The 25,093-nt window shown below is 63.9% G+C and carries 23 protein-coding genes and 1 tRNA gene; 7 read left to right on the plus strand and 17 right to left on the minus strand.

Features of this window, described 5'->3' with window-relative positions:
* Nucleotides 1-20: 20 nt before the first annotated feature.
* The 3 genes from ABB29_RS11095 to ABB29_RS11105 form a co-directional block, all read right to left on the minus strand.
* Nucleotides 21-416 carry a DUF805 domain-containing protein gene (locus ABB29_RS11095; RefSeq protein ID WP_057658985.1) on the minus strand — a complete coding sequence of 132 codons (396 nt, stop codon included), beginning with the start codon at nt 414-416 and terminating at the stop codon, nt 21-23.
* Nucleotides 417-512: 96 nt separating this feature from the next.
* Entirely contained in the window at nt 513-1,904 is a 1,392-nt protein-coding gene (gene radA / locus ABB29_RS11100; protein ID WP_057659460.1) for a DNA repair protein RadA, read from the minus strand.
* 73 nt (nt 1,905-1,977) lie between these two features.
* Nucleotides 1,978-3,867: a M61 family metallopeptidase gene (locus ABB29_RS11105; protein WP_057658988.1), complete on the minus strand. Its 1,890-nt coding sequence runs from the start codon at nt 3,865-3,867 to the stop codon at nt 1,978-1,980.
* A gap of 667 nt (nt 3,868-4,534) precedes the next feature.
* On the opposite strand from ABB29_RS11105, the gene ABB29_RS11110 reads away from it, so the two are divergent.
* Nucleotides 4,535-4,978 (plus strand): hypothetical protein, encoded by a 444-nt coding sequence (locus ABB29_RS11110; protein ID WP_157062608.1) that lies wholly within the window; start codon nt 4,535-4,537, stop codon nt 4,976-4,978.
* 350 nt (nt 4,979-5,328) lie between these two features.
* Here ABB29_RS11110 and ABB29_RS11115 read toward each other — a convergent pair.
* From ABB29_RS11115 to murJ, 6 genes are all read right to left on the minus strand, one after another.
* Nucleotides 5,329-5,404: transfer RNA gene (locus ABB29_RS11115), tRNA-Thr, on the minus strand.
* 35 nt (nt 5,405-5,439) lie between these two features.
* On the minus strand, nt 5,440-6,390 hold the full coding sequence (ispH, locus tag ABB29_RS11120) for a 4-hydroxy-3-methylbut-2-enyl diphosphate reductase (RefSeq protein WP_057658991.1): 951 nt from the start codon (nt 6,388-6,390) through the stop codon (nt 5,440-5,442).
* Between the two features lie 7 nt (nt 6,391-6,397).
* Nucleotides 6,398-6,901 (minus strand): signal peptidase II, encoded by a 504-nt coding sequence (gene lspA / locus ABB29_RS11125; protein WP_057659463.1) that lies wholly within the window; start codon nt 6,899-6,901, stop codon nt 6,398-6,400.
* An 11-nt stretch (nt 6,902-6,912) separates the two neighbouring features.
* Entirely contained in the window at nt 6,913-9,744 is a 2,832-nt protein-coding gene (gene ileS, locus ABB29_RS11130) for an isoleucine--tRNA ligase (RefSeq protein WP_057658993.1), read from the minus strand.
* Complete coding sequence (locus tag ABB29_RS11135) at nt 9,741-10,688, minus strand: bifunctional riboflavin kinase/FAD synthetase (protein WP_057658995.1); 948 nt, start codon at nt 10,686-10,688, stop codon at nt 9,741-9,743. The genes ileS and ABB29_RS11135 overlap by 4 nt, the downstream gene beginning before the upstream one ends.
* 30 nt (nt 10,689-10,718) lie before the next feature.
* The gene (gene murJ, locus ABB29_RS11140) at nt 10,719-12,332 is read right to left on the minus strand and encodes a murein biosynthesis integral membrane protein MurJ (protein WP_057658997.1); all 1,614 of its coding nucleotides are present in this window, start codon (nt 12,330-12,332) and stop codon (nt 10,719-10,721) included.
* A 110-nt stretch (nt 12,333-12,442) separates the two neighbouring features.
* On the opposite strand from murJ, the gene rpsT reads away from it, so the two are divergent.
* Entirely contained in the window at nt 12,443-12,709 is a 267-nt protein-coding gene (gene rpsT / locus ABB29_RS11145; protein WP_057658999.1) for a 30S ribosomal protein S20, read from the plus strand.
* Between the two features lie 175 nt (nt 12,710-12,884).
* Here the strand turns inward: rpsT and obgE are convergent, their stop codons facing one another.
* The 3 genes from obgE to rplU all read right to left on the minus strand — a co-directional run bounded on the left by obgE (nt 12,885) and on the right by rplU (nt 14,724).
* Nucleotides 12,885-13,949 carry a GTPase ObgE gene (gene obgE / locus ABB29_RS11150; protein WP_057659001.1) on the minus strand — a complete coding sequence of 355 codons (1,065 nt, stop codon included), beginning with the start codon at nt 13,947-13,949 and terminating at the stop codon, nt 12,885-12,887.
* Nucleotides 13,950-14,136: 187 nt separating this feature from the next.
* Complete coding sequence (gene rpmA / locus ABB29_RS11155; RefSeq protein WP_057659003.1) at nt 14,137-14,391, minus strand: 50S ribosomal protein L27; 255 nt, start codon at nt 14,389-14,391, stop codon at nt 14,137-14,139.
* Between the two features lie 12 nt (nt 14,392-14,403).
* Nucleotides 14,404-14,724 (minus strand): 50S ribosomal protein L21, encoded by a 321-nt coding sequence (gene rplU, locus ABB29_RS11160; RefSeq protein ID WP_057659004.1) that lies wholly within the window; start codon nt 14,722-14,724, stop codon nt 14,404-14,406.
* A 300-nt stretch (nt 14,725-15,024) separates the two neighbouring features.
* Here rplU and uvrA point away from each other — a divergent pair, with 300 nt between their 5' ends.
* Both uvrA and ABB29_RS11170 read left to right on the plus strand, forming a co-directional pair.
* The gene (gene uvrA, locus ABB29_RS11165; RefSeq protein ID WP_057659007.1) at nt 15,025-18,000 is read left to right on the plus strand and encodes an excinuclease ABC subunit UvrA; all 2,976 of its coding nucleotides are present in this window, start codon (nt 15,025-15,027) and stop codon (nt 17,998-18,000) included.
* Nucleotides 17,997-18,425: an acyl-CoA thioesterase gene (locus tag ABB29_RS11170; RefSeq protein WP_057659009.1), complete on the plus strand. Its 429-nt coding sequence runs from the start codon at nt 17,997-17,999 to the stop codon at nt 18,423-18,425. Before uvrA ends, ABB29_RS11170 begins: the two co-directional genes overlap by 4 nt.
* A gap of 92 nt (nt 18,426-18,517) precedes the next feature.
* On the opposite strand, the gene ABB29_RS11175 is transcribed toward ABB29_RS11170, so the two are convergent.
* Entirely contained in the window at nt 18,518-18,964 is a 447-nt protein-coding gene (locus tag ABB29_RS11175) for a copper chaperone PCu(A)C (RefSeq protein ID WP_083487817.1), read from the minus strand.
* A 59-nt stretch (nt 18,965-19,023) separates the two neighbouring features.
* On the opposite strand from ABB29_RS11175, the gene ABB29_RS11180 reads away from it, so the two are divergent.
* Nucleotides 19,024-19,800: an enoyl-CoA hydratase/isomerase family protein gene (locus ABB29_RS11180; protein ID WP_057659011.1), complete on the plus strand. Its 777-nt coding sequence runs from the start codon at nt 19,024-19,026 to the stop codon at nt 19,798-19,800.
* A 7-nt stretch (nt 19,801-19,807) separates the two neighbouring features.
* On the opposite strand, the gene ABB29_RS11185 is transcribed toward ABB29_RS11180, so the two are convergent.
* From ABB29_RS11185 to ABB29_RS11200, 4 genes are all read right to left on the minus strand, one after another.
* Entirely contained in the window at nt 19,808-21,139 is a 1,332-nt protein-coding gene (locus ABB29_RS11185) for a substrate-binding domain-containing protein (protein WP_057659013.1), read from the minus strand.
* A gap of 85 nt (nt 21,140-21,224) precedes the next feature.
* Nucleotides 21,225-22,118, minus strand: a complete 894-nt coding sequence (locus tag ABB29_RS11190; protein WP_057659015.1) for a sulfurtransferase — start codon at nt 22,116-22,118, stop codon at nt 21,225-21,227.
* Nucleotides 22,115-22,918: a CoA pyrophosphatase gene (locus ABB29_RS11195; protein ID WP_057659017.1), complete on the minus strand. Its 804-nt coding sequence runs from the start codon at nt 22,916-22,918 to the stop codon at nt 22,115-22,117. The genes ABB29_RS11190 and ABB29_RS11195 overlap by 4 nt, the downstream gene beginning before the upstream one ends.
* Nucleotides 22,919-23,027: 109 nt before the next feature.
* Complete coding sequence (locus tag ABB29_RS11200) at nt 23,028-23,729, minus strand: FKBP-type peptidyl-prolyl cis-trans isomerase N-terminal domain-containing protein (RefSeq protein ID WP_057659019.1); 702 nt, start codon at nt 23,727-23,729, stop codon at nt 23,028-23,030.
* A gap of 162 nt (nt 23,730-23,891) precedes the next feature.
* Between ABB29_RS11200 and ABB29_RS11205 the strand changes: the two genes are divergently transcribed.
* Both ABB29_RS11205 and ABB29_RS11210 read left to right on the plus strand, forming a co-directional pair.
* Complete coding sequence (locus tag ABB29_RS11205; protein ID WP_057659021.1) at nt 23,892-24,671, plus strand: enoyl-CoA hydratase/isomerase family protein; 780 nt, start codon at nt 23,892-23,894, stop codon at nt 24,669-24,671.
* A 2-nt stretch (nt 24,672-24,673) separates the two neighbouring features.
* Nucleotides 24,674-25,093, plus strand: a complete 420-nt coding sequence (locus ABB29_RS11210) for a hypothetical protein (RefSeq protein ID WP_083487819.1) — start codon at nt 24,674-24,676, stop codon at nt 25,091-25,093.

Below are 25,093 nucleotides of genomic sequence, written 5' to 3' on the forward strand. Positions count from 1 at the left end.
GTCGGTTGCATCCGCCCGGATCAAACCGCTTGTTGCGAGCCCTTGGGATCCGGCCCGAACCGATTCGGGCCGCGGGTGCCTTCCATGCACATGAAAACCAGGACCATGATTCCGCCAATGAACGGAATCATTGCACACAGCACCATCCAGCCGGATTTGTCCTGGTCATGGAAGCGACGCACCTGCAGTGCCAGCATCGGGACCGCCATGGCCAACGCGAACAGCATGACCAATCCCAGCGCCAGGTTTCCCAGCAGGCCCGGGGGCTTGTCCGAGACGACCGCGCCTATCGCGATCATCATGCCCAGCACGATCAACACCAGCAGGTAGAACAGCTGGAACATCCAGAACTCACTGCGTCGCGAGCGCCCACTGAAATCCGCGTAGCGCCTGAGCGGCAACACCATCCATTCCATCCGGCAACCTCATTCATGGCAGAAATACAGCTCGCCATGATGCGCGCGGTGGAAACGGGAAAATATCTGATTTGTTTGAAAACGCGGCCGCGGAGCCTAGTCGGCAGCCGCTTCCAGCGCCTGCGACAGGCGTTCCACCGCGATGATTTCCAGACCCTTGTAGCTGCCGGACTTGGGCGCATTGCCCTTCGGCACGATGGCGCGCTTGAAACCGTGGGTGGCCGCTTCGCGCAACCGTTCTTCGCCATTGGGGACCGGCCGGATTTCACCGGACAGCCCGACCTCACCGAAGGCCACCGTCTTGTCCGCCAGCGGCTTGTCGCGCAACGACGACAACACCGCCAGCAACACCGGCAGATCGGCAGCGGTTTCCTGTACCCGGATGCCACCGACGACATTGACGAACACGTCCTGATCACCGACCACGATGCCGCCGTGCCGGTGCAGGACCGCCAGCAGCATCGCCAACCGGTTCTGTTCCAGACCGACCGCGACCCGGCGTGGATTGGACAGCGGTGATGAATCGACCAGCGCCTGCACTTCCACCATCAGCGGCCGGGTGCCTTCGCGGGTGACCAGCACGCAGCTGCCCGGTTGCTGGCTGTTGCTGCCCGACAGGAAAATCGCCGACGGATTCGGTACTTCCTTCAGGCCCTTGTCGCCCATCGCGAAGACGCCGAGTTCGTTGACCGCGCCAAAGCGGTTCTTGAAGGCGCGCAACAGGCGGAAGCGGCTGCCGCTCTCACCCTCGAAATACAGCACCGCGTCGACCATGTGCTCGAGCACGCGCGGACCGGCGATGCCGCCTTCCTTGGTCACGTGGCCGACTAGGAATACCGCGGTACCGGTTTCCTTGGCGTAACGCACCAGTCGCGCCGCGCTTTCGCGGACCTGGCTGACCGAACCCGGTGCGGCGGTCAGTGATTCAGTCCACAAGGTCTGCACCGAGTCGGCAACGATCATCCGCGGTCGCGCCTCGACCGCGTGTTGCAGGATCCGCTCGATGCCGGTTTCGGCCAGTGCCTGCAGGTTGTCCAGCGGCAGGCCCAGCCGCACCGCGCGACCGGCGACCTGGGCCAGCGATTCTTCGCCGGTGACGTACAAGGCCGACAGGTTGCCGGACATCTGCGCCAGCGCCTGCAGCAACAACGTCGATTTGCCGATACCGGGATCACCACCAATCAGCACCACCGCGCCTTCGACCAGGCCGCCGCCGAGGACCCGGTCGAACTCACCGATGCCGGTGCTGACCCGGGCTTCCTCGCTGTGGCGGACGTCCTTCAGCGCGGTGATGCGCGGTACTTCAGCCTTGCCGGCCCAGCCCGAACGACGGGCGGCGGCGGGCGCGGCGGTGGCACTTTCCAGCACGATTTCAGACAGCGAATTCCAGGCATCGCATTCGCCGCACTGGCCTTGCCATTTGTTGAAATCGGCACCGCATTCGTTGCAGACGAAGGCGGTGCGGGTCTTGCTGGACGACTTGGCCACGATCAAATTCCCTTGGGCAGACGCTTACTCTAGCCTGCCCCGGTCTCGCCGGGCGAGACCGGGCCTGCCTGGCTCAGCGCGCCTTCAACAGCTTGCCGAGATTGTCGGGCTTGCCTTCGATGCGCTCCAGCTCCGGATACTTGAGCCCTTCGTAATAGGCAATCGACACCGGCTCGATGCGGTCGAAATTCTTGACCAGCAATTCGATCGGCTGCTTGCTGGTCTTGGCCGCGGTCACCGCATCGGTCATCACGTCCGCCGAGTATTCACGACCATTGACGGCCAGCACGCTCATGCCGCTGCCGATGCGGGCGTTGAATGCAGGGCCATCCCACAGCACATCGTTGACCGCGCCCTTTTCGTTCAGGCTCAAACCCAGCGAATAGGTCAGGTCCAGGCCCTTGCGCCGCGCGGCAGCCGATTTGGCCGCTTCCGACGGCTCGTCCTTGTACACCAGCCGCCAGCCGCTGGCTTCGATGCCGGCGGTCAACGGACCGTGACCATCAATGCGCGAACGCAGCAGCGTGGCCCAGTCATACGGGGCAATCCGGTCCAAAGTGCTGACGATGTCCTCGAAGGTGTAGGTGTTCACTTCCCAGACGCCGTTGTCCATGCCGAAGAAGGCCTTGGCGAAATCATCGATCGAGCGCTTGCCGCCGCTCAGTTCGCGCAGCTTGTTGTCGACTTCCAGCCACACCATCAGGCCACCGGAATAGTAGTCCTCGCTCATCTGGTAATTGCGGTAGGGCAGCGGCCGGCGCGAGGCAATCGTCGGATCGTTGGTGGTGTCCTGGATGTTGCGCCAGCTCAGGCCGGGCCGGCCACGGTCATACACGGCCGCGGTTGCCGCCAGCATCGCCCGGGTCTGTTCCTGGCTCCACATGCCGGAACGCGCGGCCAGCACCTGGCCGAAGAACTGGGTCTGGCCCTCGTACAGCCACAACAGGCTGTCGCCCATCGGCACGTTGAAGTTGGGCGTGGTCAGATCGGCACCGCGGCGGTATTTGCCATTCCATGAGTGGTTGTACTCGTGGGGCAGCAGGCCGCGCCCGGTCCAGGTTTTTTCCCATTCGGTGAAGTAACCACGGGCACCGGAATTCTCGCTGGAGCGGTGATGTTCCAGGCCAATCCCGCCGAGTTTGTCGGTCAGCGCCAGCAGGAAATCGTAGTGATCGAAATGGCGCGCCCCATAGAGTTTGTCGGCCTGGGTCACCAGTGCCTTGTGCCGCTCGATCTGCTCCGGCTTGGCTTCCAGATCCTTGGCCTCGTCGGCAAAAACATTGAGGTGCACCGGCTGTTTGGCACCGGGGTCCAGATCAATCCGCTTGTAGTGCTGGCCGGCGAACATCGGCGAATCGACCAGATCGTCGAACCGGATCGGCTTGAAAGTCACCGTGTCGCCCTGCTTGCTGGCGGTTTCCAGCGCGGTCGCATAGGACCAGCCGGGCGGCAGCTTGACGCTGGCCTGGGCCGGGATGTTGCGGCTGTAGTAGCCGGCCGGGTACAGCACGGCGGCATCCCACTGCAGGTTGAGCATGTCAGGGGTCATCACCACCCGACCCTGGTCGTCATCCTGTGGCGACAGATACTCGAACCGGGCGACGATCTCGCTGACGCCTTCGGGCACGTCGAGGTGAAAGGCATACACGTTGTACTGGTCGCGCTTCCATTCCAGCCGCTGGCCGTTGGCGGTGATGACCAGTCCGGCCAGCTTGTCGATCGGGCCACGCGGCGAGTGCTTGCCCGGCAGCCATTGCGGATACAGCAGGGTCAGCGGGCCCGGATGCGCGGGAATCGTCTCGCTGACCCGGAAGATGCGTCGCTGCAGGTCGGTGGCATCCACCTGCAGGCGCAGCGTGCCTTCGAACGGCACATCGCGCGGTGGCGGTATTTCGGTTTGCTGCTGCGCCGACACCATCGGCGAAAAGGCCGCCAGGCAAACGGCCAAGACCACGTGCTTCATCCAGACTCCCATGCGTACAGCGATTCGGTAATCCCCCGATTCTAAAGGCACAACCGCCGCCGCCCATGTGACAAAGGGCCTGATCTGGATGATTGCAGGCGGCATGGACTGCCGCGGGACTACTGACAGACAGCATCGATATGTTGGGCCATGGACTCATCCTGAGTACCGCGATCTCCCGGCCAAGCAAGGAAAACGCGCAATGAGCAATCCACCCCTGAGCAGGGCCACTGCCTAGTGCAATGCCCCTGCGAGGTCCACATCGGTCATGGGTTGATCTGGCGGAATGCGACGACGCCATTGATGCTAATCAAAGCAGCTTGGCCGTTGGCTTGATGGCTACAGGAGAATGGTTATCCAAACGCTGGCTTGTACATCGTCTACATCGTCTTTATGGACAGACTTGCGAAATACGCCCCAATAGAGACTTTATTAACATTTCGTATCGGAGAAGAGATCCGTTAACGTAGACGAGAAAGTAATTCGATCTCTAGATTTCCAATTCCACTTGATACAGCCCGCTGGAATTGGATACGAGAACAGGGTTAGATCCCGGATGTAATACAGGATTCACCAACACGGTAGATGCTTCAGGGATTAATAGTCATGGATGTACGAATCAAAATATTTGCGTCGTTGACCCCATGCCTGGACAAGGAGAAACGCAATGAGGCCCGTTGATAGGAATCGTCGAAATCTGCTTGGAATCATACCGATAAGCGCAGCATCACTACTGCTTGGCACTGCAATCACCGCGAGGAGTGCAGCAGCCGTCGGCGGAACTGATAGGAAAATGGAAGTTGCGCCTCATGCAAAGAACTTCCTGGTGAGAGTCGACTCTCTCGACCCCAAGACCAAACCGGCTAATAGTTCCGTCATGCTCGAAGTTGAAGCGAGCCAGCCATACAGCTTACTCGCAACGCCTCTGGCCTTGCCGATGCAAGTGCTGATTACCCATGACAGTGCTCATAGCACATCATCAGTTGAGATTTATACGGTCAGCATCCTCGATGCAGCCGGTAATGAAATCGCAACCAACAATATGGATGAGTCGTCGTCGGTCAGCTTCATCAAGCAGCAGATAGCTGTTTCTTTCAGAGTGCTGTCGTAGTATCGCGCGGTGATCGCGGTGTCCAGGCCGGCAATGGATGTTGCCAGTATGGATGCCGTTAGCACCCGGAATGGCGACAGCTGCAGTCCACAACCGCAAGCTTCGGTCTCAAGCTCAGTCAAGGGTGCGATACGCAAGCAACCACAGCGAAGGCAGCTGCAGATACCCAGGCTGGTCACGGCGCAATGCTCGCCATGCGGGCATGGCTTATTGGGAAACCGTGGGGAATTGATACTGGCAGTTGGACGGATAACCGCACGAAACCCGGAAATGAAAACGCCCGGAACCTATACAGGCCGGGCGTTTGGGGCCGATTGGGGCAAAAACCGCAATCCGGCAAGTCATATCGGTGGTGCCGGAAATAGGAATCGAACCTACGACCTACGCATTACGAATGCGCCGCTCTACCAACTGAGCTATTCCGGCGGGACCGTGAATTTTAGGGGCTGGCCGGGGTCCGGTCAATTGACCAGTTGCAGGCGCAGTTCCTTGGGCAGAGCGAAGACCATGTTTTCCGGATGCCCGTCCAGTTCGCCGACCGAGCCGGCACCCAGTTCGCGCAGGCGCTCGATGACGCCTTCGATCAGTACGTCCGGGGCCGAGGCGCCGGCGGTCACCCCGACCTTGCGCTTGCCGGTGATCCAGGATGGCTGGATTTCCTCGGCGCCGTCGATCAGGTACGACTCCACTCCTTCACGCTCGGCCAGCTCGCGCAGGCGGTTGGAATTGGAGCTGTTGGGCGAACCCACCACCAGGATCAGGTCGCACTGCGCGGACAGGTCGCGCACCGCGTCCTGGCGGTTCTGGGTGGCGTAGCAGATGTCGTCGTTCTTCGGCCCCTGCATCGCCGGGAAGCGCTTCTGCAGCGCTTCGATGATGCCGATGGTGTCATCCACCGACAGCGTGGTCTGGGTGGTATGGAACAGATTGTCCGGCTGCTCGACTTCCAGGTTCAGGGCGTCGTCCAGATCCTCGACCAGGTAGATCCGGCCACTGCCCTGCTGGGCATCCCACTGGCCCATGGTGCCTTCGACTTCCGGGTGGCCGGCATGGCCGATCAGGACCACGTCGCGGCCGGCCCGGCAGTGGCGAGCGACTTCGAAGTGGACCTTGGTCACCAGCGGACAGGTGGCATCGAAAATCTTGAGACCACGCTGTTCGGCTTCGTTGCGCACTGCCTGCGACACGCCATGGGCGCTGAAGATGACGGTGGCGCCATCCGGCACCTCGTCCAGCTCCTCGACGAAGATTGCGCCACGCTGGCGCAGGTCGTCGACGACGAAGCGGTTGTGCACTACTTCATGGCGTACGTAGATCGGGGCGCCCAGGGTTTCGATGGCGCGTTTGACGATTTCGATGGCGCGGTCGACACCGGCGCAGAAACCACGGGGATTGGCGAGCAGGACGTCCATGCGGGGATTATCGCGCCTTCCTGGCTGACTTGCCGTCGAACAGGCCGAACAGGGCGATGCCAATCGCACCGGCGACGATCGCGGAGTCGGCGATGTTGAACGAGGGCCAGTAATGGTCGCGCCAGTACCACTGGATGAAGTCGATGACGTGGCCGTGGATCAGGCGGTCGATGACATTGCCCAGCGCACCGCCGATGACCAGCGCATACGGCAGCGCCTGACGCCAGTCGCCGCGCGCGGTGCGCGACAGCCAGAATGCCAGCAGGCCACTGATCGCCACCGCCAGCAGGCTGAAGAACCACAGTTGCCAGCCGCCGGCGTCGCTGAGGAAGCTGAAGGCCGCACCGGTGTTGTAGGTGCGGTACCAGTTCCAGAATCCATCGATGACCGGGATCGCCTTGTACTCGGGCAGATCGCTCAGCACCCAGGCCTTGCTCCACTGGTCCAGGGCCACGATCAATACCGACACGATCAACCAGGGCAAGGCGTTGCGGACGGGGCGTTGCTTCATGGTCGTCTCCATCAGAACCAGGTCCTGGTTTCGCCGGGGCCATCGACATTGCTGACGCAGCGTCCGCACAATTCCGGGTGTTCGGCATGGGCGCCGACGTCGGCGCGATGGTGCCAGCAGCGCACGCACTTGGCCTTGCTGGTCGGCTTTGCCAGCACGAAGACCTCATCGGCATCGACCGCGCTGACGGTGACGTCGCCGCTGATCAGCAGGAAGCGCAGTTCCTCGGCCAGCGGCTGCCATTTGGCGGCGGTGGCCGGGTTGACCGAGACCGTGATCTCGGCTTCCAGCGCCGCGCCGATCTGGCTGTTGGCGCGCATCGGCTCCAGCACCTTGGACACCTGCTCGCGCAGCGCCAGCAATCTGTCGAAGTCGGTGGCGTTGAGGGCGGCATCGGCCGGCAGCGGTTGCAGGCCGTCGTACCAGGTCGCGAACAGCACGTTGCCGGCGTGTTCGCCCGGCAGGTACTGCCACATCTCATCGGCGGTGAAGCTGAGCACTGGTGCGATCCAGCGCACGAACGCTTCGGCGATGTGATGCATCGCGGTCTGCGCCGAACGCCGGCCCAATGAATCCTCGCCCATCGTGTACAGGCGGTCCTTGGTCACGTCCAGGTACAGCGAACCCAGATCGACGCTGCAGAAGTTCAGCAGCGCCTGGATGATCTCGGCGAAGTCGTAGCGGGTGTAGGCGGCGATGATTTTCTGCTGCAGTTCATGCGCGCGATGCACGATCCAGCGATCCAGCGCGACCATCTCCGCCACCGGCACCGCATGCGTCGCCGGGTCGAAACCATGCAGGTTGCCAAGCAGGAAACGCGCGGTGTTGCGCAGGCGGCGGTAGGCATCGGCATTGCGCTTGAGGATTTCCTGCGACAGCGACATTTCGTTGCTGTAATCCGCCGAGGCAATCCACAGGCGCAGGATGTCGGCGCCCAGGGTCTTCATGATGTCCTGCGGCTCGATGCCATTGCCCAGCGACTTGGACATCTTGCGGCCGTGCTCATCGACGGTGAAACCGTGGGTCAGGCATTGCCGGTACGGCGCACGGCCATCGATGGCGACGCCGGTCAGCAGTGAGGTCTGGAACCAGCCGCGATGCTGATCGGAGCCTTCCAGATACAGATCCGCCGGCTTCGGCAAGCCACGATCCGGCAGCACCGCCTCGTGGGTGACGCCGGAATCGAACCAGACATCGAGGATATCGGTGATCTTGTCGTACTGCGCGGCCTCTTCGCCCAGCAGTTCGGCCGCTTCCAGGGTGTACCAGACATCGACACCGCCCTGCTCGACCCGGTCGGCCACCGCCTGCATCAACTCGACGCTGCGCGGATGTGGCTCGCCACTTTCGCGATGGACAAACAAGGCGATCGGCACACCCCAGGTGCGCTGCCGCGAGATGGTCCAGTCCGGCCGGCCATCGACCATGCCGCTGATCCGCGCCTTGCCCCATTGCGGGAACCACTGCACCTGCTCGATCGCCGCCAGTGCGTCGCGTCGCAGATGGTTCTGCTGCATCGAAATGAACCACTGCGGCGTGGCCCGGAACGCAATCGGGGTCTTGTGCCGCCAGCAATGCGGATAGCTGTGTTCCAGCTTGCTGAAAGCCAGCAGCGTGCCATTGCCACGCAGCGCGTCGACGATGACGTCGTTGGCTTTCCAGATGTGCAGGCCGGCCAGCACCACATCGCCGGCGGGTGGCGTTGACGGCAGGTAGACACCGCGACCATCGACCGGATTCAGTTGCGCGGCGCTGTACTTGTCCAGCAGCCCGTAGCGTTTGCCGACCACGTAGTCTTCCTGGCCGTGGCCGGGCGCGGTGTGGACGGCACCGGTGCCGTCGTCGGCGGACACGTGTTCGCCGAGGATCACCGGGATTTCGCGATCGGCATAGAACGGATGCGACAGCAGCAGGCCTTCCAGTGCGGCGCCGGCAACCCGCGCATGCACGCGCACGTCGGTGACGCCATACCGCTGCAGTACCCGTTCGACCAGCGCGTCGGCGACCACCAGCCAACGCGGCGTGCCGTTACGCGCCGGCCCTTCGACCAGCGCGTACTCGAGCTCGGCGCCCAGCGATACCGCCAGCGAGGCCGGCAGCGTCCACGGCGTGGTGGTCCAGATCGGCACCGCCACTTCGACCCCCGCCGGAATCCCGACGTCGAACGCCGCCGCCAATGCCTTGCTGTCACGCACCACGTAGGCGACATCGATCGCTGGCGAGATTTTGTCCTGGTATTCGATTTCCGCTTCGGCCAGGGCCGAACCACAATCGAAACACCAGTGCACCGGCTTGACCCCGCGGGTCAGGTGGCCGTTCTCGACGACCTTGGCCAGCGCGCGGATTTCGTTGGCTTCGAAACGGAAATCCAGCGACTTGTACGGATTGTCCCAGTCGCCGATCACGCCCAGGCGCTTGAAGTCGCGGCGCTGGATGTCGATCTGCTGGTTGGCGTATTCGCGGCATTTCTGCCGGAATTCGACCGCATCCAGCTTGGTCCCGACCTTGCCGTACTTCTTTTCGATGGCGATTTCGATCGGCAGGCCGTGGCAATCCCAACCCGGGATGTAAGGCGCGTCGAAACCATCCAGATACCTGGACTTGACGATGATGTCCTTGAGGATCTTGTTGACCGCGTGGCCCAGGTGGATGGCGCCATTGGCATACGGCGGGCCATCGTGGAGCAGGAACAGCGGCCGGCCCTTGGCGTTCTCGCGCAACTGCGCGTACAGGTCATCGGCGTACCAGCGTTCCAGTGTCTGCGGCTCGCGCTTGGGCAGATCACCGCGCATCGGGAAATCCGTCGCGGGCAGATTGAGGGTTGCTTTGTAATCCTGGGTCACGCCGTTACTCGTCGTTTTTCGTCGGAAAGAAGATGCCGGGCTTGCGCCGCATCCAGCTGCATCTGCCGGGTCAGGCTGGGCAGATCGGGGAATTTCAGTTCGTCGCGTAGTTTGGCGACAAATTCGACTTCGATGTGGCGACCGTACAGATCACCGGAGAAATCAAACAGGTGGGCTTCCAGCAGCGGCTCGACACCGTCGACGGTCGGCCGGGTGCCGAAGCTGGACACCGAGGCCATCGGCCGGTCGCCGACGCCATGCACCCAGGTCGCGTAGATGCCTGACAGTGCCGGCTTTTTCGGGAAGCGCAAATTGGCGGTGGCAAAGCCCAGCGTGCGTCCCAGCTGCCTGCCGCGCACCACCCGCCCGCCAATCGCATACGGCCGGCCGAGCAGATCCGCGGCCTGCTCGAAGGCGCCCAGCCGCAGGTATTCGCGGATACGGGTACTGGAGACGCGCTCGCCATGCGCGTGCACCGGCGCAATTTCGTGCGCGCTGAAGCCCTGTCGCGCGCCCAGTGCCTGCAGCAGCCCCAGATCACCGCCGCGGCGATGACCGAAGCGGAAGTCCGGACCAATCCACACCTCGCGCGCGGCCAGGCGCTGCACCAGCACCCGCTGCACGAAGTCCTCGGCGCTGACCGCGGCCAGCCGCTGGTTGAACCGCAGCAGGCCGATCGCCTCCACGCCCAGGTCCTGCAGTCCCTCGATCTTGGCCCGCGCCAGGGTCAACCGTGGCAGCGGCTCGGCCGTGGCGAAGAATTCGCGCGGCAATGGCTCGAAACTCAACGCCGCCGGCTGCACGCCCAATGCCCGCGCACGCGAAACCGCATGGCGCACCAACGCCCGATGACCCAAATGGAGACCATCGAAGGCGCCGATGCAGACCACGCTACCCTGCGGACACACCGGTCCGCCATCGACGTCACGAAACAGCCTGCTCATTACCTTGAAGTATAGCCGGGACGCACGTTCTCAATGGCCCCGAAGATCACGCGGACGGATGCCCTGCAGCCACAGCAGCGCGGCATACACCGCGCCACCGGCGACCACCATCGCGGTCAGTCGCCATCCGCGCTGCCACCACAGCCACGGCGTCCAGTCCTGCCACTGCCAGCGCAGCGCCCCGACCACCAGACCCATCGCCAATGTCGCCAGCAGTAGCTGGCGCAGGAAACGGCCCCAGCCCGGCTGCCGGCGATAGACCCTGGCCTGGCGCAGATACCAGGTCAGCTGCAGGGTGTTGACCCAGCCGGCAATGGCGATCGACAGCGCCAGCAACGCATGCATGCCCGGGATCTGCGCGGCGGCCAGCCGATAGTCGCCGCCGCTGCTGGCCAGCGCCGCCTGCCCGGCCGGGCTCCAGGCCACTACCCCACCGATCAGCGCGAGCACGCAGGCTACGTTGACCACCACCGCGACCACCGCCGCCTTGACCGGGGTCCGGGTGTCCTGCCGCGAATAGAACGCCGGCGCCAATACCTTGACCAGCAGGAAGGCCGGAATCGCGGTGGCCTGGGCCATCAGGCTGAGGCTGCTCATCCAGCTGTCATGGGCAGTGAAGCGACGATACTGGAACAAGGTCGCCATCAGCGGTTCGGCGCACAGGATCAGGCCGACGCAGGCAGGCAAGCCCAGCAGCAGGCAGAGCCGGAAGCCCCAGTCCAGCCCCTTCGAATAGCCATCCTTGTCGGCCGCGGCGTGGCGACTGGACAGGTGCGGCAGGATCACCGTGCCGATGGCGACACCAAACATGCCCAGCGGAAATTCCAGCAGGCGGTCGCTGTAATACAACCAGCTGACACTGCCGCCAATCAGGGCGAAGGCCACCCAGGAGTTGAACAACAGATTGAACTGCACCACCGAGGAACCGAACAGGGTCGGTACCATCAGCCGCAACACCTTGCGCACGCCGGCATGGGCCAGATCCCAGCGCGGCCGCGGCAGCAGGCCGATTTTCGCCAGCGCCGGCAACTGGAACAGCAACTGCACCAGACCGGCGGCAAACACGCCCCAGGCCAGCGCGGTGACCGAGTAGTTCATCAGTGGTGCCAACCCCAGCGCGGCGGCAATCATGGTGATGTTCATCAACACCGGCGACAGCGCCGGGATGGCGAACCTGCCATAGCTGTTGAGAATGCTGCCGGCCAGCGATGCCAGCGAAATGAACAGTGCGTACGGGAAGGTTATCCGCAGCATCTCCGCCAGCAGGTCGGCCTCGGCGCCGGACATGTTGCTGTCGAACAGCGGCGCCAACTGGTTGGCGAAAATCAGCACCAGTGCGGTCAGCGCCAGCAGGAAGCCGGCCAGGGTGCCGGTGATGCGGTCGATCAGCGCCTTGACCTCGGCCTGGCTGTGGGTTTCCTTGTATTCAGCCAGCACCGGCACGAAGGCCATCGAAAACGAGCCTTCGGCCGACAGCCGGCGCATGAAATTGGGAATGCGGAAGGCAATCAGGAAGATGTCCATCGCCGCATTGGCGCCGAAAACAAAGGCATAAACCTGGTCCCGGACCAGGCCGAACACCCGTGACAGCAGGGTCATCGCACTGAAAACGGCGCTGGAGCGCAGCAGACGGTTGCCGCTCATGCACGGGCCCCCGGTCTGGCGCCCGCCAACTTGACCCAAGTCGCTGAATAGTCCATACTTTCCTGTCTCATTTCCCGTTTCATCATTTTCCCAGATTTCAGGAACCCACTGTGGCCAATATCAAGTCCGCCAAGAAGCGCGCCAAGCAGACCGTCGTGCGCAATGCGCGCAATGCAGGTCAGCGTTCGATGCTGCGCACCTCCGTCAAGAAAGTGTTGAAGGCCATCGAAGCCGGCGACGCCGCTGGCGCCCAGGCGGCTTTCGCCATCGCCCAGCCGATCCTGGACCGGTTCAGCGCCCGCGGCCTGATCCACAAGAACAAGGCCGCCCGTCACAAGGCTCGCCTGAACACCCGCATCAAGGCGCTGGCCGCTTAAGCGCCAGGCACTGACGGGAAGATACGAAAACCCGGCTTCGGCCGGGTTTTTTGTTGCCTCGGAGATGGCGCCAGCGAGCCACGGTCGCGCCGGCGCCGAGCGGCCAGCCGCACTGACTGGCGGGCGGCCGCAAGCCGGCCGGCACTCCGCCATCAGCGGTTGCCGCAGGCCCGCATCAGCCCGCATCGCGGGCTTCCTGCTCCTCTTCCTTCTGGCGGTCGAAGAACGCCATGATGTCCTTCATGATCGGCCAGGTGCCCTCGCGTGAAATCGCCGAGGTCATGTACCAGGGCTGCTCCCAGCCCAGTTCGGCGACGATGCCGGCGGCGCGCTCGGCGGCCTCATCCTCGAACATCAGGTCGGCCTTGTTGAGCACCAGCCAGCGCGGCTTGTTCATCAGCTCCGGGTCGTGCTTGAGCAGTTCGCGCTCGATCGCCCGCACCTGCTCCACCGGCGAGGCGACCACGCCGCTGTCGGCGTATTCCTCGGCCACCGGCGCCATGTCGACCAGGTGCAGCAGGATGCTGGTCCGCTGCAGGTGGCGCAGGAACTGCGCGCCCAGCCCGGCCCCATCGGCGGCGCCTTCAATCAGGCCCGGGATGTCGGCGATCACGAAGCTGCGGTGCGGCTCGACACTGACCACGCCCAGGTTGGGATACAAAGTGGTGAACGGATAGTCGGCCACTTTCGGGGTCGCCGCCGAGACCGCCCGGATCAGCGTGCTCTTGCCGGCGTTGGGAAAGCCCAGCAGGCCGACATCGGCCAGCAGCTTGAGCTCGAACTTGAGCAGCCGCTGTTCGCCCTCTTCGCCCGGCGTGGCCTTGCGCGGTGCGCGGGTCACCGAACTCTTGAAGTGCATGTTGCCCAGGCCGCCCTTGCCGCCCTTGGCCACCAGCAGCAGATCGCCATGGCTGGTCAGGTCGCCGATGATTTCATCGGTGTCGACGTTGATGACCACCGTGCCGACCGGCACCGTGATGGTCAGGTCCTCGCCGGCCTTGCCGTACATCTGCCGGCCCATGCCATTCTCGCCGCGCTGGGCGCTGAAGTGCTTCTGGTGGCGGAAATCGACCAGCGTGTTGAGGTTCTCGTCGGCACGCACCCAGACGCTGCCGCCGTTGCCACCGTCGCCGCCATCCGGACCACCCAGCGGGATGAACTTCTCGCGCCGGAAGCCAATGCAACCGTTGCCGCCATTGCCGGCGGTGACCTGGATTTCTGCTTCGTCTACGAGTTTCATGAGTGGGTCATCAACAATCGGAATTGGAAAGGTGGCGCGCGCCCGCCCCGGCTAGTTTAGCCCGGGCACGCTATCGCCGGTGGCGGCCGCACTAGGCGCGGCTGCAATGAAAAACCCCGCCGAAGCGGGGTTCTTCGAACGTCCGGCGGTCAGGCCGGACAAGTGCGGTGCGATCGCGATGGCCGTATCAGGCCACCACGCTCACGGTGCGGCGCTTCTTGGCGCCCTTCACCGAGAACTCGACCTTGCCATCGACCAGCGCGAACAGCGTGTGGTCGCGGCCCAGGCCGACGCCGGTACCCGGATGGAACTGGGTGCCGCGCTGGCGGACGATGATGTTGCCGGCGTCGATGGCCTGGCCACCGTACACCTTCACGCCCAGCATCTTCGGGTTGGAGTCGCGGCCGTTGCGCGATGAGCCTACGCCCTTTTTATGTGCCATGACTGCTTCTCCTTACTTGTTGTCACCACCGGCGATGCCGGTGATTTCGATTTCGGTGTAGTACTGCCGATGGCCCATCTGCTTCTTGTGGTGCTTACGGCGACGGAACTTGATGATGCGAACCTTGTCGGCACGGCCTTGCGACTTGACGGTAGCGGTGACCGAAGCGCCCTTCAGCGCATCGCCCAGCTTGACGCCTTCGCCATCGCCCAACATCAGGATGTTGTCGAAGGTGATATCCTGGCCGGCCTCGGCATCGAGCTTTTCGACGCGCAGGGTTTCGCCCTTCATCACGCGGTATTGCTTACCGCCTGTGACTAGAACTGCGTACATGGGTGTTTCCTCTTCTGTAGTTATTTTATGCCTGCACGCCATCGGGGGCGGACAGAAGCGGAATTGTAAGGGTTTCAGGCGCTTGCAGTCAAACCCCGTCTCAGCCGGTGAGACCGCCCGGGCCAATCATGAATCCCGGCCTGCGAGCCGCTGGACGGGCACCGGTTGCGCACTTTTGTAAGCTGCATTTGCCCCCAAATCAGGGACTCGCTACGCTGGGCGATTCACCGTGGCCGGACCGGCCGGCGGTGGAGCTGGAGCCCCAAACCCTCCCTTTCCTGAACAGGCCACCCTCACGGCATGGACAGTATCCGCATCCGCGGTGCGCGCACGCACAACCTGAAGAACATCGACCTGGATCTGCCGCGTGACAAGTTGATTGTCATCACCGGCCTGTCCGGCTCCGGCAAGTCCTCGCTGGCCTTCGACACCATCTATGCCGAAGGCCAGCGGCGCTATGTCGAATCGCTGTCGGCCTACGCCCGGCAATTCCTGTCGGTGATGGAAAAGCCCGACGTCGACCATATCGAGGGGCTGTCGCCGGCGATCTCGATCGAACAGAAATCGACCTCGCACAATCCGCGCTCGACGGTCGGCACCATTACCGAGATCTACGACTACCTGCGCCTGCTGTACGCACGCGTGGGGCTGCCGCGCTGCCCCGACCACGGCTATCCACTGGAGGCACAGACGGTCAGCCAGATGGTCGACCAGGTACTGGCGCTGGGCAACGACGAAGCCAGCCGCGAGCAGCGCTACATGCTGCTGGCGCCGGTGATCCGCGAGCGCAAGGGCGAGCACGCGCAGGTGTTCGATCAACTGCGCGCGCAGGGTTTCGTCCGGGTCCGGGTCGACGGCCAGCTGCATGAAATCGATGCCGTGCCGCCGTTGGCGCTGCGCCAGAAACACACCATCGAGGCGGTGATCGATCGCTTCCGCCCGCGCGAGGACATCAAGCAACGGCTGAGCGAAAGCTTCGAGACCGCGCTGAAGCTGGGTGACGGCATGGCCTCGGTGATGTCGCTGGACCAGAGCGACGCCTCGCCGATGCTGTTTTCGTCCAAGTACAGCTGCCCGGTCTGCGACTACTCGCTGCCGGAGCTGGAACCGCGGCTGTTTTCGTTCAACTCACCGGTCGGTGCCTGCCCCAAATGCGATGGCCTGGGCGTGGCCCAGTTCTTCGATCCGGATCGGGTGGTCGTGCATCCGGAGCTGTCGCTGTCGGCCGGCGCGGTGCGCGGCTGGGATCGCCGCAATGCCTACTATTTCCAGCTGATTGCCTCGCTGGCCAAGCACTACCGCTTCGACGTCGATGCGGCCTGGCAGAGCCTGCCCGACAAGGTCCGGCAGGCGGTGCTGTACGGCAGCGGCAACGAGCAGGTGACCTTTACCTACTTCACCGAATCCGGTGGCCGCACCCAGCGCAAGCACAAGTTCGAAGGCATCGTGCCGAACCTGGAGCGTCGCTATCGCGAGACCGAGTCGTCGGCGGTGCGCGAGGAGTTGTCCAAGTACATCAGTGAGCAACCCTGCCCCGAATGCGATGGCGCCCGCCTCAATCGCGCCGCCCGCAACGTGTTCGTCGCCGACCGCCCACTGCCGGAACTGGTGGTGCTGCCGGTCGATGAAGCACTGCGCTTCTTCCGCGAGCTGACCCTGCCCGGCTGGCGCGGTGAAATCGCCACCAAGATCGTCAAGGAGATCGGCGAGCGGCTGGGCTTCCTGGTCGATGTCGGCCTTGATTACCTGACCCTGGAACGCAAGGCCGACACCCTGTCCGGTGGCGAAGCCCAGCGCATCCGCCTGGCCAGCCAGATCGGCGCCGGCCTGGTCGGGGTGATGTACGTACTGGACGAGCCGTCGATCGGCCTGCATCAGCGCGACAACGAACGTCTGCTGGGTACCCTGACCCGACTGCGTGATCTCGGCAACACCGTGATCGTGGTCGAACACGACGAAGACGCGATCCGCGCCGCCGACTACATCCTCGACATCGGCCCGGGCGCTGGTGTGCATGGCGGTGAAATCGTCGGCGAAGGCCAGCTGGAGGACATCCTGAAGGCGCCCCGGTCATTGACCGGGCAGTACCTGTCGGGCAAGCGCGCGATCGAAATCCCGAAGGCGCGGCATCAGCCGAATCCGAAGATGAGCATGCAGCTGCGCGGCGCCAGCGGCAACAATCTGAAGGATGTGGACCTGACCATTTCCTCCGGCCTGTTCACCTGCGTCACCGGTGTCTCCGGTTCCGGCAAGTCGACGCTGATCAATGACACCCTGTATGCGCTGGCGGCCAACGAGATCAACGGCGCCTCGCATAAACCAGCGGCCTATCGCGAGGTCGAGGGGCTGGATCTGTTCGACAAGGTGGTCGATATCGATCAGTCGCCGATCGGACGCACCCCGCGCTCGAATCCGGCGACCTACACCGGCCTGTTCACACCGTTGCGTGAGTTGTATGCGCAGGTGCCGGAATCACGTGCGCGTGGTTACGCCGCCGGGCGTTTCAGTTTCAACGTGCGTGGCGGTCGTTGCGAGGCGTGCCAGGGCGATGGCCTGATCAAGGTCGAGATGCACTTCCTGCCGGACGTGTATGTGCCCTGCGATGTCTGCCATGGCAAACGCTACAACCGCGAAACCCTGGAGATCCTTTACAAGGGCTACAACATCAACGACGTGCTGGAAATGACCGTCGAAGATGCGCTGACCCTGTTCGAACCGGTGCCCAGCATCGCCCGCAAGCTGGAAACGCTGATGGACGTCGGCCTGAGCTACATCAAGCTTGGCCAGAGCGCGACCACCTTGTCCGGTGGCGAGGCACAGCGGGTCAAGTTGTCCAAGGAGCTGTCACGGCGCGACACCGGCCGGACCTTGTACATCCTCGACGAGCCGACCACCGGCCTGCACTTCCACGACATCGAGCACCTGCTGGCGGTGCTGCACAAGCTGCGCGATGACGGCAACACCATCGTCGTCATCGAACACAATCTGGATGTGATCAAGACCGCCGACTGGGTGGTGGATCTTGGCCCGGAAGGTGGTCACCGTGGCGGTCAGATCATCGCCACCGGCACCCCGGAAGACATCGCCGCCAATCCGGCCTCGCATACTGGCCGGTTCCTGGCGCCACTGCTGCCGAAGGTCGCTGGCAGGAAGGCCAGCAAGCCAGCCGCCGTGGCCAAACCGGACGCGTTGCCACCGCGCAAGGCAGCCAAGGCAGCCAAGGCAGCCAAGGCGACAAGCAAAGCAGCGCCCAAGAAGAAGGCCAAGAGCAAATGAGTGAGACCCCGAACAACCCGACCGACGCTCGCAAAGTGCTGGCCCGCATCCCGATCAGCGTGCGCTGGCGCGACATGGACAGCATGGGTCATGTCAACAATGCCAAGTACATTTCCTACCTGGAAGAAGCGCGCGTGCGCTGGATGCTGACCGTGCCCGGCGTGTCGATGACCGACCGCATCGCGCCGGTCGTGGCCGCCAACAACATCAACTACAAGCGGCCATTGACCTGGCCCAACGACGTGGTGGTGGAATTGTATGTGGATCGGCTGGGCACCAGCAGCGTGACCATCGGTCACCGCATCGTCTCCAGCGAGGACGCATCGGTGCTGTATTCGGATGGCAACGTGGTGGTGGTGTGGATGGACACCCGTACCGGCCACAGCGCGCCCTTACCCGAGGCGATCCGCAACGCCTCGCTCTGATTCACTCGAGCGCCAGCCTGCAGCAGCTGGCGGTCAGTTCTTGCACGCCAGCGACGCGCGATGCACAGGCATCGCGTGCACGCGCGTGCAACTCAACTGGCGTTGGGGTTGGCGCGCACCTGGAAGCTGGCCGGCAGCTCGCGTCCATCCTGCAGCTTGAGCACGATCGACACCTTGTCGCCCGCCTTGGGCGCGGTCTTCGGTTGCATCAGCATCAGGTGGTAACTGCCGGGCTTGAGTTCGACGCTGCCACCAGCGGGAATCTCCAGCACGTCCACTTCGCGCATCCGGTTGATGCCATCGACCACGGTGCTCTGGTGGATGCTGACATCGGCAAACGCCGGACTCGAGGCCGACACCACCTGCAACGGCGTTTCGCACGGATTGGACAGGGTGGCGAATCCGGCCATCATCGGCATCGCCACCGGCGGCAGGCGGACCCAGGCCGATTCGACCCTGGGCAGGCATTCTGCGGCGTGAACGGAGGTGCCGGCCAGGGCCAGCGTGGCGGCAAGCAGCCAGCGGGAAGCAATCAGCATGGGAATACACCGTTGAAGCGTGGCCCTATGATAATGGCCTGACTTCCGGGAGAACATGAATGAGCGATCTGGTGCAGTGCATCGACCACGGCGACATCCGCGAAATCCGTATGGCGCGGGCACCGGTGAATGCGTTGGATACCGCGCTGTGCCGGGCCTTGATCCACGATCTCGACACCGCCATCGGTGACGGCGTGCGTGGCATCGTGCTGTCCGGCGGCGAACGGATTTTTTCCGCCGGCATGGATGTGCCGCACCTGTTGTCGCATGGCGACAATCGGGCTGCGTTGCTGGACAGCTGGCAGGCGTTCTTCGGCGTCGCCCGCACCCTGGCCGGATCGCGGGTGCCGGTGGTCGCCGCGATCAGCGGCCACGCGCCCGCCGGCGGCTGCGTGCTGGCGCTGTGCTGCGATTACCGGGTAATGGCGCGCAGCGTGGATCCGGCGCGCCCCTTCGCGATCGGTCTCAATGAAACCCAGGTCGGTCTGGTGGTGCCCGAAGGCATCCAGCGTCTGATGCGCCGCGTGGTCGGCAATTACCGCGCCGAGCGCCTGCTGGTGGCCGGCGAGATGGTCGCCGCCGAGCGTGCACTGGAACTGGGACTGGTCGATGAACTGACCGAACAATCGAATGTCCGCGCCCGCGCATTGCAATGGTTGCAGCAGCTGCTGGCATTGCCGCAACAGCCAATGCTGCGTACCCGCGCCATTGCCCGCGAGGATCTGGTGGAAGCATTGTCGCCGCAGTTCATTGAACTGGAACGTTTCGTCGATGCCTGGCAGGAACCCGATACGCAAGCGGCATTGCAGGCATTGGTGGCAAAGCTGCGCAAGTAGGATCCTGCTACTGCAGCCACAGCTCCACCCGTTCGTTGCGGACCCGGCCCGCCTCGGTGGCCGACGACGCCAGCGGCCGGCTACCGCCCAGGCCCAGCGCCCGCACTACCGGAATGCCCTCGCGGATCAGGTGTCCGGCGACGATGTCGGCGCGCTCGTTGCTGACCATGGTCGGCACCAGCCGGTTGCCCGGGTCGTCGTTGGTGAAGGCGGCGACCACCAGTTTGCGGCCACGGTTGGCCGGTTCACGCATGAACGCCACCACCCGTTCCATGTCGCCGGCACTGCGGCTTTCGAAGTAGGTGGTCAGTGATCCGAGGTTGAAGCGCAGGCTCAATGGCAAGCGGGTCGCGCCGGCCACCGCTTCGCCATACGGCGTGCGCGGGTCCGGCGTGCCGGTGCCGTCGACCTGGCGCAGGCGCAGTGATCGATAGCCGGCCTGTTGCACCGCACGTTGACCCGCGGAACCGACCGCGTACAGCGCCAGGCTGCGCCCCAGGGCCGACATCAGGGGACCGCCGCGCAGCACGTAGCGGCGAGTGAGCGGATAGTCCTCGCTGCCCACGCCTACCGGGTCCGGGGCAACGGCAATGCCGGTGTCGGAAACCGGCAACGCCCGCACATTGGCAGGCAGTGGCGTGTCCAGGCCCACCAGCGCCAACGCCGACGGGTCCTTGCTGACCGCCTGCGCCGCCTGCGCCAGTTCTGCATGGCCGATGATCGGCCGTCGCACCTGGGCACCGGCCAGCAGACGTTGGCGGATGAAATCACGGGTACCGCTGCTGGCGCCATCGCTGTGTACATCCAGTGGCAGGTCGGCCCCGCCCAGTTGCGACCAGCGCGTAATCCGGCCATCGAGGATCGCGGCCAGTTGCTGGGTGCTGAGTGCGCGCAACGGACTGGCCTCGTTGACCACGACCGCCAGTCCATCCAGCGCCAGAACGAACTCCTGCTCCGGCGAGTGCAGATCACCCAGCTGCCAGCCGTCCTCGAGTTGTCGTGCAGTCAACGGCTGCGCCATCATCGCCAGTTCCGCCTGACCTTCCACCAGATCCGCGAAGCCGAGGCCGGACCCTTTCTTCTCTATCTCGACGATCAATGGCAGCCCATCGCGGGTCGCGTGCAGTTCGGTCAGCGCTGCATTGATGTCACGTCGCTGGATCTGGATGAAACCCAGTGAGCGCAGCCAGGCATCGACCAGCGCCGGCATCAGATCGCGACCGATGGTATTGGAGCCGTGGATGCGCAGGCGCTCGGCGTCCTGGTCCTGTGCACTCGCGCAGGCGCTGGCCAACAACAGGCAAAGCAGCGCGCATCGGCGCCACTGATTGGTGAACATGCTGGAATCCCCCGTCAATCAAGCGCGGGAGAATGCCGTGGCGGGATGACACTGTCGTGACGACAACGCGTCGTACGCGCCCGGATCAGCCGCCGTTGCTGACCGGATGCGAGGGATCGCTGATCCAGCCACTCCATGAGGGCGGGAAAATCCGCGCGCCGGACAAGCCGGCGTGTTCCATCGCCAGCAGCAGGTGGCATGCAGTCACCCCGGAACCGCACATCAGCACCACCTGGTCGGCTGGATGACCGCGCAGGCTGGCCTGCAGTTGCGAACGCAGCACGTCGACGGGTTTGAAATGGCCATCAACCAGGTTGCTGGAGAACGGATGGTTGACCGCACCCGGCACGTGCCCTGCCCGCGCGTCGATCGGTTCGACATCGCCACGGAAACGCTCGCCCGCGCGCGCATCCAGCAGCCAGCCGGGCGCTTGCTGCAGGCGCGCCTCGACCTGGGCCGCATCGATCTGCTGATCGAGGGCGAAACGGCCGGGATAGTCCGGTGTTGACGGGTACTGCGGACGGTCGGTGCTTTCCGCCAATCCCGCTGCCCGCCACGCCGCCAGTCCACCGTCCAGCACTGCAACCCGCTGATGGCCGAGCAGGCGCAGCATCCACCACAGCCGTGCGGCGGCCATGCTGCCATCGTTGGCGTCGTAGACCACCACCTGATCGCGCGGGGTGATGCCCCATTGACCAAGGCGATGGCGGAACACGTCGCTGTCCGGTAACGGATGGCGGCCTTGCCCGGTCTTGGACAGGTCCGACAGATCCCGATTCAAATCCGCATATACCGCGCCGGGCAGGTGCGATTGTTGATAGGCGTCGCGCCCGGCCTCGGCATCGGCCAGTGAAAAGCGCGCGTCTACCAGTCGAATCCTGCCGCCCTGCTCCGCATCCGCATGTCCGGAGGTCGTCAATGCCTGCTGCAGGGTCGATACGTCGACCAGCGTGGTCCAATGCGGCGTTGGCGTGTTCATCGGCTAGTCTCCAGTTTCTGGCGAAGATTGAGCAGGACCGACGCGGTCGCGCCCCAGATGCGCTGGCCCGGCCAGGCGAACTCGAGCACCTGGCGGCTGCGGCCGCGATAATCCATCTGCTGCCGACGCAGGTTTTCCGGCGCCATCAGATAGCTCAGCGGGACTTCGAATACCTCGGCAACTTCGTCCGGCGAAGGTGTCGCGACAAAATCCGGCGATATCACCGCCACCACCGGGATCACACGGAAACCGCTGATGGTCAGGAACGGATCCAGGTAACCCAATGGCAGCGCATCGCCTGCCTGCAATGCAATTTCCTCACGGCTTTCACGCAGCGCCGCGGCGACCACGCTGATATCCGATGGTTCAACCCGGCCGCCGGGAAAACTGACCTGGCCGCCGTGATGGCGAAGGGTATCGGTGCGCCGGGTCAGGATGACCTGGGTGCCCTGCGGCCGCGGCACCAGTCCCAGCAGCACGGCGGCTTCGGCCAAGGGTCCGGGCGGCAGCAGATCGCTGAGCTCATCGATGTTCCAACCGGGCGATTCCGGCACCGTGTCCAGCGGGTGCAGGATGGATTGCAGGCGCGTGTGCTCGGGCAGCTGCTGGAACCAGCCGGCGCGTTCGGTCTCCCGCCCGGGCAACACCACGTCCATCAGATGCAATCGCTGTTCGTCATTCATCTGCGACCAACCGGCAATTTCGGCAACCGTCCGCATGCAACCTTCGCACACTCCGTCGCTGGATAGATTGCAGACACCAATACAGGGGCTGAGCACGGCGCGGTAGGCTGAATTCATTATCTCGGATGCTTGTTCTACAGGATGTCAGGTGCATCGGCGCAGGCTGCCGCGCAAACACAAACGCCGGCACGAAGCCGGCGTTTGCTGGATACCACTGGCAGCGGGATTACTTGACGCTGACCAGCTTGATTTCAAACTGCACGGCCACGTTCGGCGGGAAGCCGGTACGCGGGTCGGCGCCATACGCCTTGTCCGGCGGCAGGGTCACTTCCCACTTGGTGCCGGCCGGCATCTGGGTCAGCACTTCACGCATGGTCGGCATTTCGACTTCGCTGACCTTGATGCTGGGGATGCTGGTGGCCGGACGGGCTTCGGCCGGACGCTGGCCGTACGGGAACGGACCGGCGACTTCCAGCTGCACGGTGCTGGCCATGGTCGGCTTGGCACCCTTGCCGCTTTCAATCACGCGGTACTGCACACCGCTGGGCAGGGTCTGCACGCCGGCCTTGGCCTTGTTGCTGGCCAGGAACTGGTTGCTCTTGGTCAGATTGTCGGCGGCAGCCTTGTCATAATCGGCCTTGGCTTTGGCAGCGCGTGATTTTTCGCGGGTCTGGAAAGCTTCCAGTGCCGGCTTCAGCTGTTCGGCGGTCAATGCCGGCTTCTGCTTGCCATAGGCATCCTGCAGGCCCTTGACGACCGTGTTGATGTCGATCTGTTCGCCACGGGCGGTCAGTTCTGCCAGGTTGTTGCCGTAGTCATAGCCAAAGTAATAGCTCAACTTGCCTTTCTCGGACGAGGTGTCCTGAGCCAAGGCGTTACCAGCCAAGGCGAATGCCGCTACTGCGACCGCTAACGAACGAAACTTCATCAAACATTCTCCGGGGGTGGTGACAAGGCGGGCTTCGCCTTGGGTGGACGCGTTAGGATAGCCGTCGGAGCGGCTTATCGCTACTCACTTGGGCAGCCTTATGACAAGCGGGCGACAGGCAAGTTCCCTTTACCAAAATTTCACAAAAGGTCATCACGCATCATGAATTCGCCCATCAGCACCCGCCAGCAGGACGCTGTCCTGGTCATCGAAGTCAACCGGCCGGACAAGCTCAACGCCCTCAACGCGCAGACCCTGGATGCGCTGAAAGCCGCGTTCGAGCAGGCCGCTGGCGACGACACGGTACGGGTCGTGGTGCTGACCGGTGCTGGCCCCAAGGCATTCGTGGCCGGCGCTGACATCAGCGAGATGGCCGATCTGAGCCCGGCCCAGGCGCGGGATTTTTCCCTGCGTGGGCAAAAGATGATGCGGGCGATGGAAACCATGCCCAAGCCGGTGATCGGCATGATTAATGGTTTTGCACTCGGCGGCGGGCTGGAACTGGCCATGGCATGTCACATTCGGGTGGCTGCCGACACCGCCAAACTGGGACAACCGGAGATAAACCTCGGCCTGATTCCCGGCTTTGGCGGCACCCAGCGCCTGCTGCGGCTGGCCGGACGGGCGGCAACGCTTGAACTCTGCCTGCTCGGCGCACCGATCAGCGCCGCACGTGCATTGGAACTGGGCATCGTCAACCGGGTCGTCGCCGCGGACCAGCTGGAAAGTGAGACGTTTGCCATTGCCGCGCAACTGGCGGCCTCGGCGCCGCTGGCCCTGCGCGGCATGCTGGATGCGATCAATATCGGTGGCGAATGTGCGATCGAGGAAGGCCTGCAGTTCGAATCCAGTCAGTTCGGGCTGATGTTCTCCACCGAAGACATGCGCGAAGGTACCCAGGCCTTCCTGCAACGCCGCAAGCCTACCTTCAGCGGCAAATAATCATGGGCGAAGGCCAACATCCGGTGGAATCCCGCTGCACCTGTGCCAGCCAGGCCGATGCATTGCAACGGTTGTTGCTGCGGGACGATGTCGATACCGCCATCGACGCCGGCCTGATGGCGTTCATGCCCTGCCCTGACTGCGCTTCAATAACGCCGGCGCCGACCCGCATGGTCCTGATCGCGGACGCCCAGCAGCGATTACGGCGCGCCTGGGACGCACGCGACCGCTACCTGGCCCGACAGCAACGACTGCAGCGTCGAGCCGCCGAGCGCGAAGCCAAGCGTCGCCAGCCTCCGGTAGCGGCCACGAACGTCGGCGATGCCGCGGGCAACCCGGCAGCCTCTGCGCTGCCTGCCGCCGCCGCGGCACTGCTGGCGCGGGCCAAGGCCAAGGCCGCGCAACGCAATTCCAGATCCTGA

The sequence above is a fragment of the Pseudoxanthomonas dokdonensis genome (genome assembly GCF_001431405.1).
In the GTDB taxonomy this organism is placed as follows: Bacteria; Pseudomonadota; Gammaproteobacteria; order Xanthomonadales; family Xanthomonadaceae; genus Pseudoxanthomonas_A; species Pseudoxanthomonas_A dokdonensis.

Coding starts and splice junctions, on each gene's coding strand:
- ABB29_RS11095 (WP_057658985.1), bottom strand. CDS start 416: ATGGAATGGATGGTGTTGCCGCTCAGGCGCTACGCGGATTTCAGTGGG.
- ABB29_RS11105 (WP_057658988.1), bottom strand. CDS start 3,867: ATGAAGCACGTGGTCTTGGCCGTTTGCCTGGCGGCCTTTTCGCCGATG.
- ABB29_RS11110 (WP_157062608.1), top strand. CDS start 4,535: ATGAGGCCCGTTGATAGGAATCGTCGAAATCTGCTTGGAATCATACCG.
- ispH (WP_057658991.1), bottom strand. CDS start 6,390: ATGGACGTCCTGCTCGCCAATCCCCGTGGTTTCTGCGCCGGTGTCGAC.
- lspA (WP_057659463.1), bottom strand. CDS start 6,901: ATGAAGCAACGCCCCGTCCGCAACGCCTTGCCCTGGTTGATCGTGTCG.
- ABB29_RS11135 (WP_057658995.1), bottom strand. CDS start 10,688: ATGAGCAGGCTGTTTCGTGACGTCGATGGCGGACCGGTGTGTCCGCAG.
- murJ (WP_057658997.1), bottom strand. CDS start 12,332: ATGAGCGGCAACCGTCTGCTGCGCTCCAGCGCCGTTTTCAGTGCGATG.
- obgE (WP_057659001.1), bottom strand. CDS start 13,949: ATGAAACTCGTAGACGAAGCAGAAATCCAGGTCACCGCCGGCAATGGC.
- rpmA (WP_057659003.1), bottom strand. CDS start 14,391: ATGGCACATAAAAAGGGCGTAGGCTCATCGCGCAACGGCCGCGACTCC.
- rplU (WP_057659004.1), bottom strand. CDS start 14,724: ATGTACGCAGTTCTAGTCACAGGCGGTAAGCAATACCGCGTGATGAAG.
- uvrA (WP_057659007.1), top strand. CDS start 15,025: ATGGACAGTATCCGCATCCGCGGTGCGCGCACGCACAACCTGAAGAAC.
- ABB29_RS11170 (WP_057659009.1), top strand. CDS start 17,997: ATGAGTGAGACCCCGAACAACCCGACCGACGCTCGCAAAGTGCTGGCC.
- ABB29_RS11175 (WP_083487817.1), bottom strand. CDS start 18,964: ATGCTGATTGCTTCCCGCTGGCTGCTTGCCGCCACGCTGGCCCTGGCC.
- ABB29_RS11180 (WP_057659011.1), top strand. CDS start 19,024: ATGAGCGATCTGGTGCAGTGCATCGACCACGGCGACATCCGCGAAATC.
- ABB29_RS11185 (WP_057659013.1), bottom strand. CDS start 21,139: ATGTTCACCAATCAGTGGCGCCGATGCGCGCTGCTTTGCCTGTTGTTG.
- ABB29_RS11190 (WP_057659015.1), bottom strand. CDS start 22,118: ATGAACACGCCAACGCCGCATTGGACCACGCTGGTCGACGTATCGACC.
- ABB29_RS11195 (WP_057659017.1), bottom strand. CDS start 22,918: ATGAATTCAGCCTACCGCGCCGTGCTCAGCCCCTGTATTGGTGTCTGC.
- ABB29_RS11200 (WP_057659019.1), bottom strand. CDS start 23,729: ATGAAGTTTCGTTCGTTAGCGGTCGCAGTAGCGGCATTCGCCTTGGCT.
- ABB29_RS11205 (WP_057659021.1), top strand. CDS start 23,892: ATGAATTCGCCCATCAGCACCCGCCAGCAGGACGCTGTCCTGGTCATC.
- ABB29_RS11210 (WP_083487819.1), top strand. CDS start 24,674: ATGGGCGAAGGCCAACATCCGGTGGAATCCCGCTGCACCTGTGCCAGC.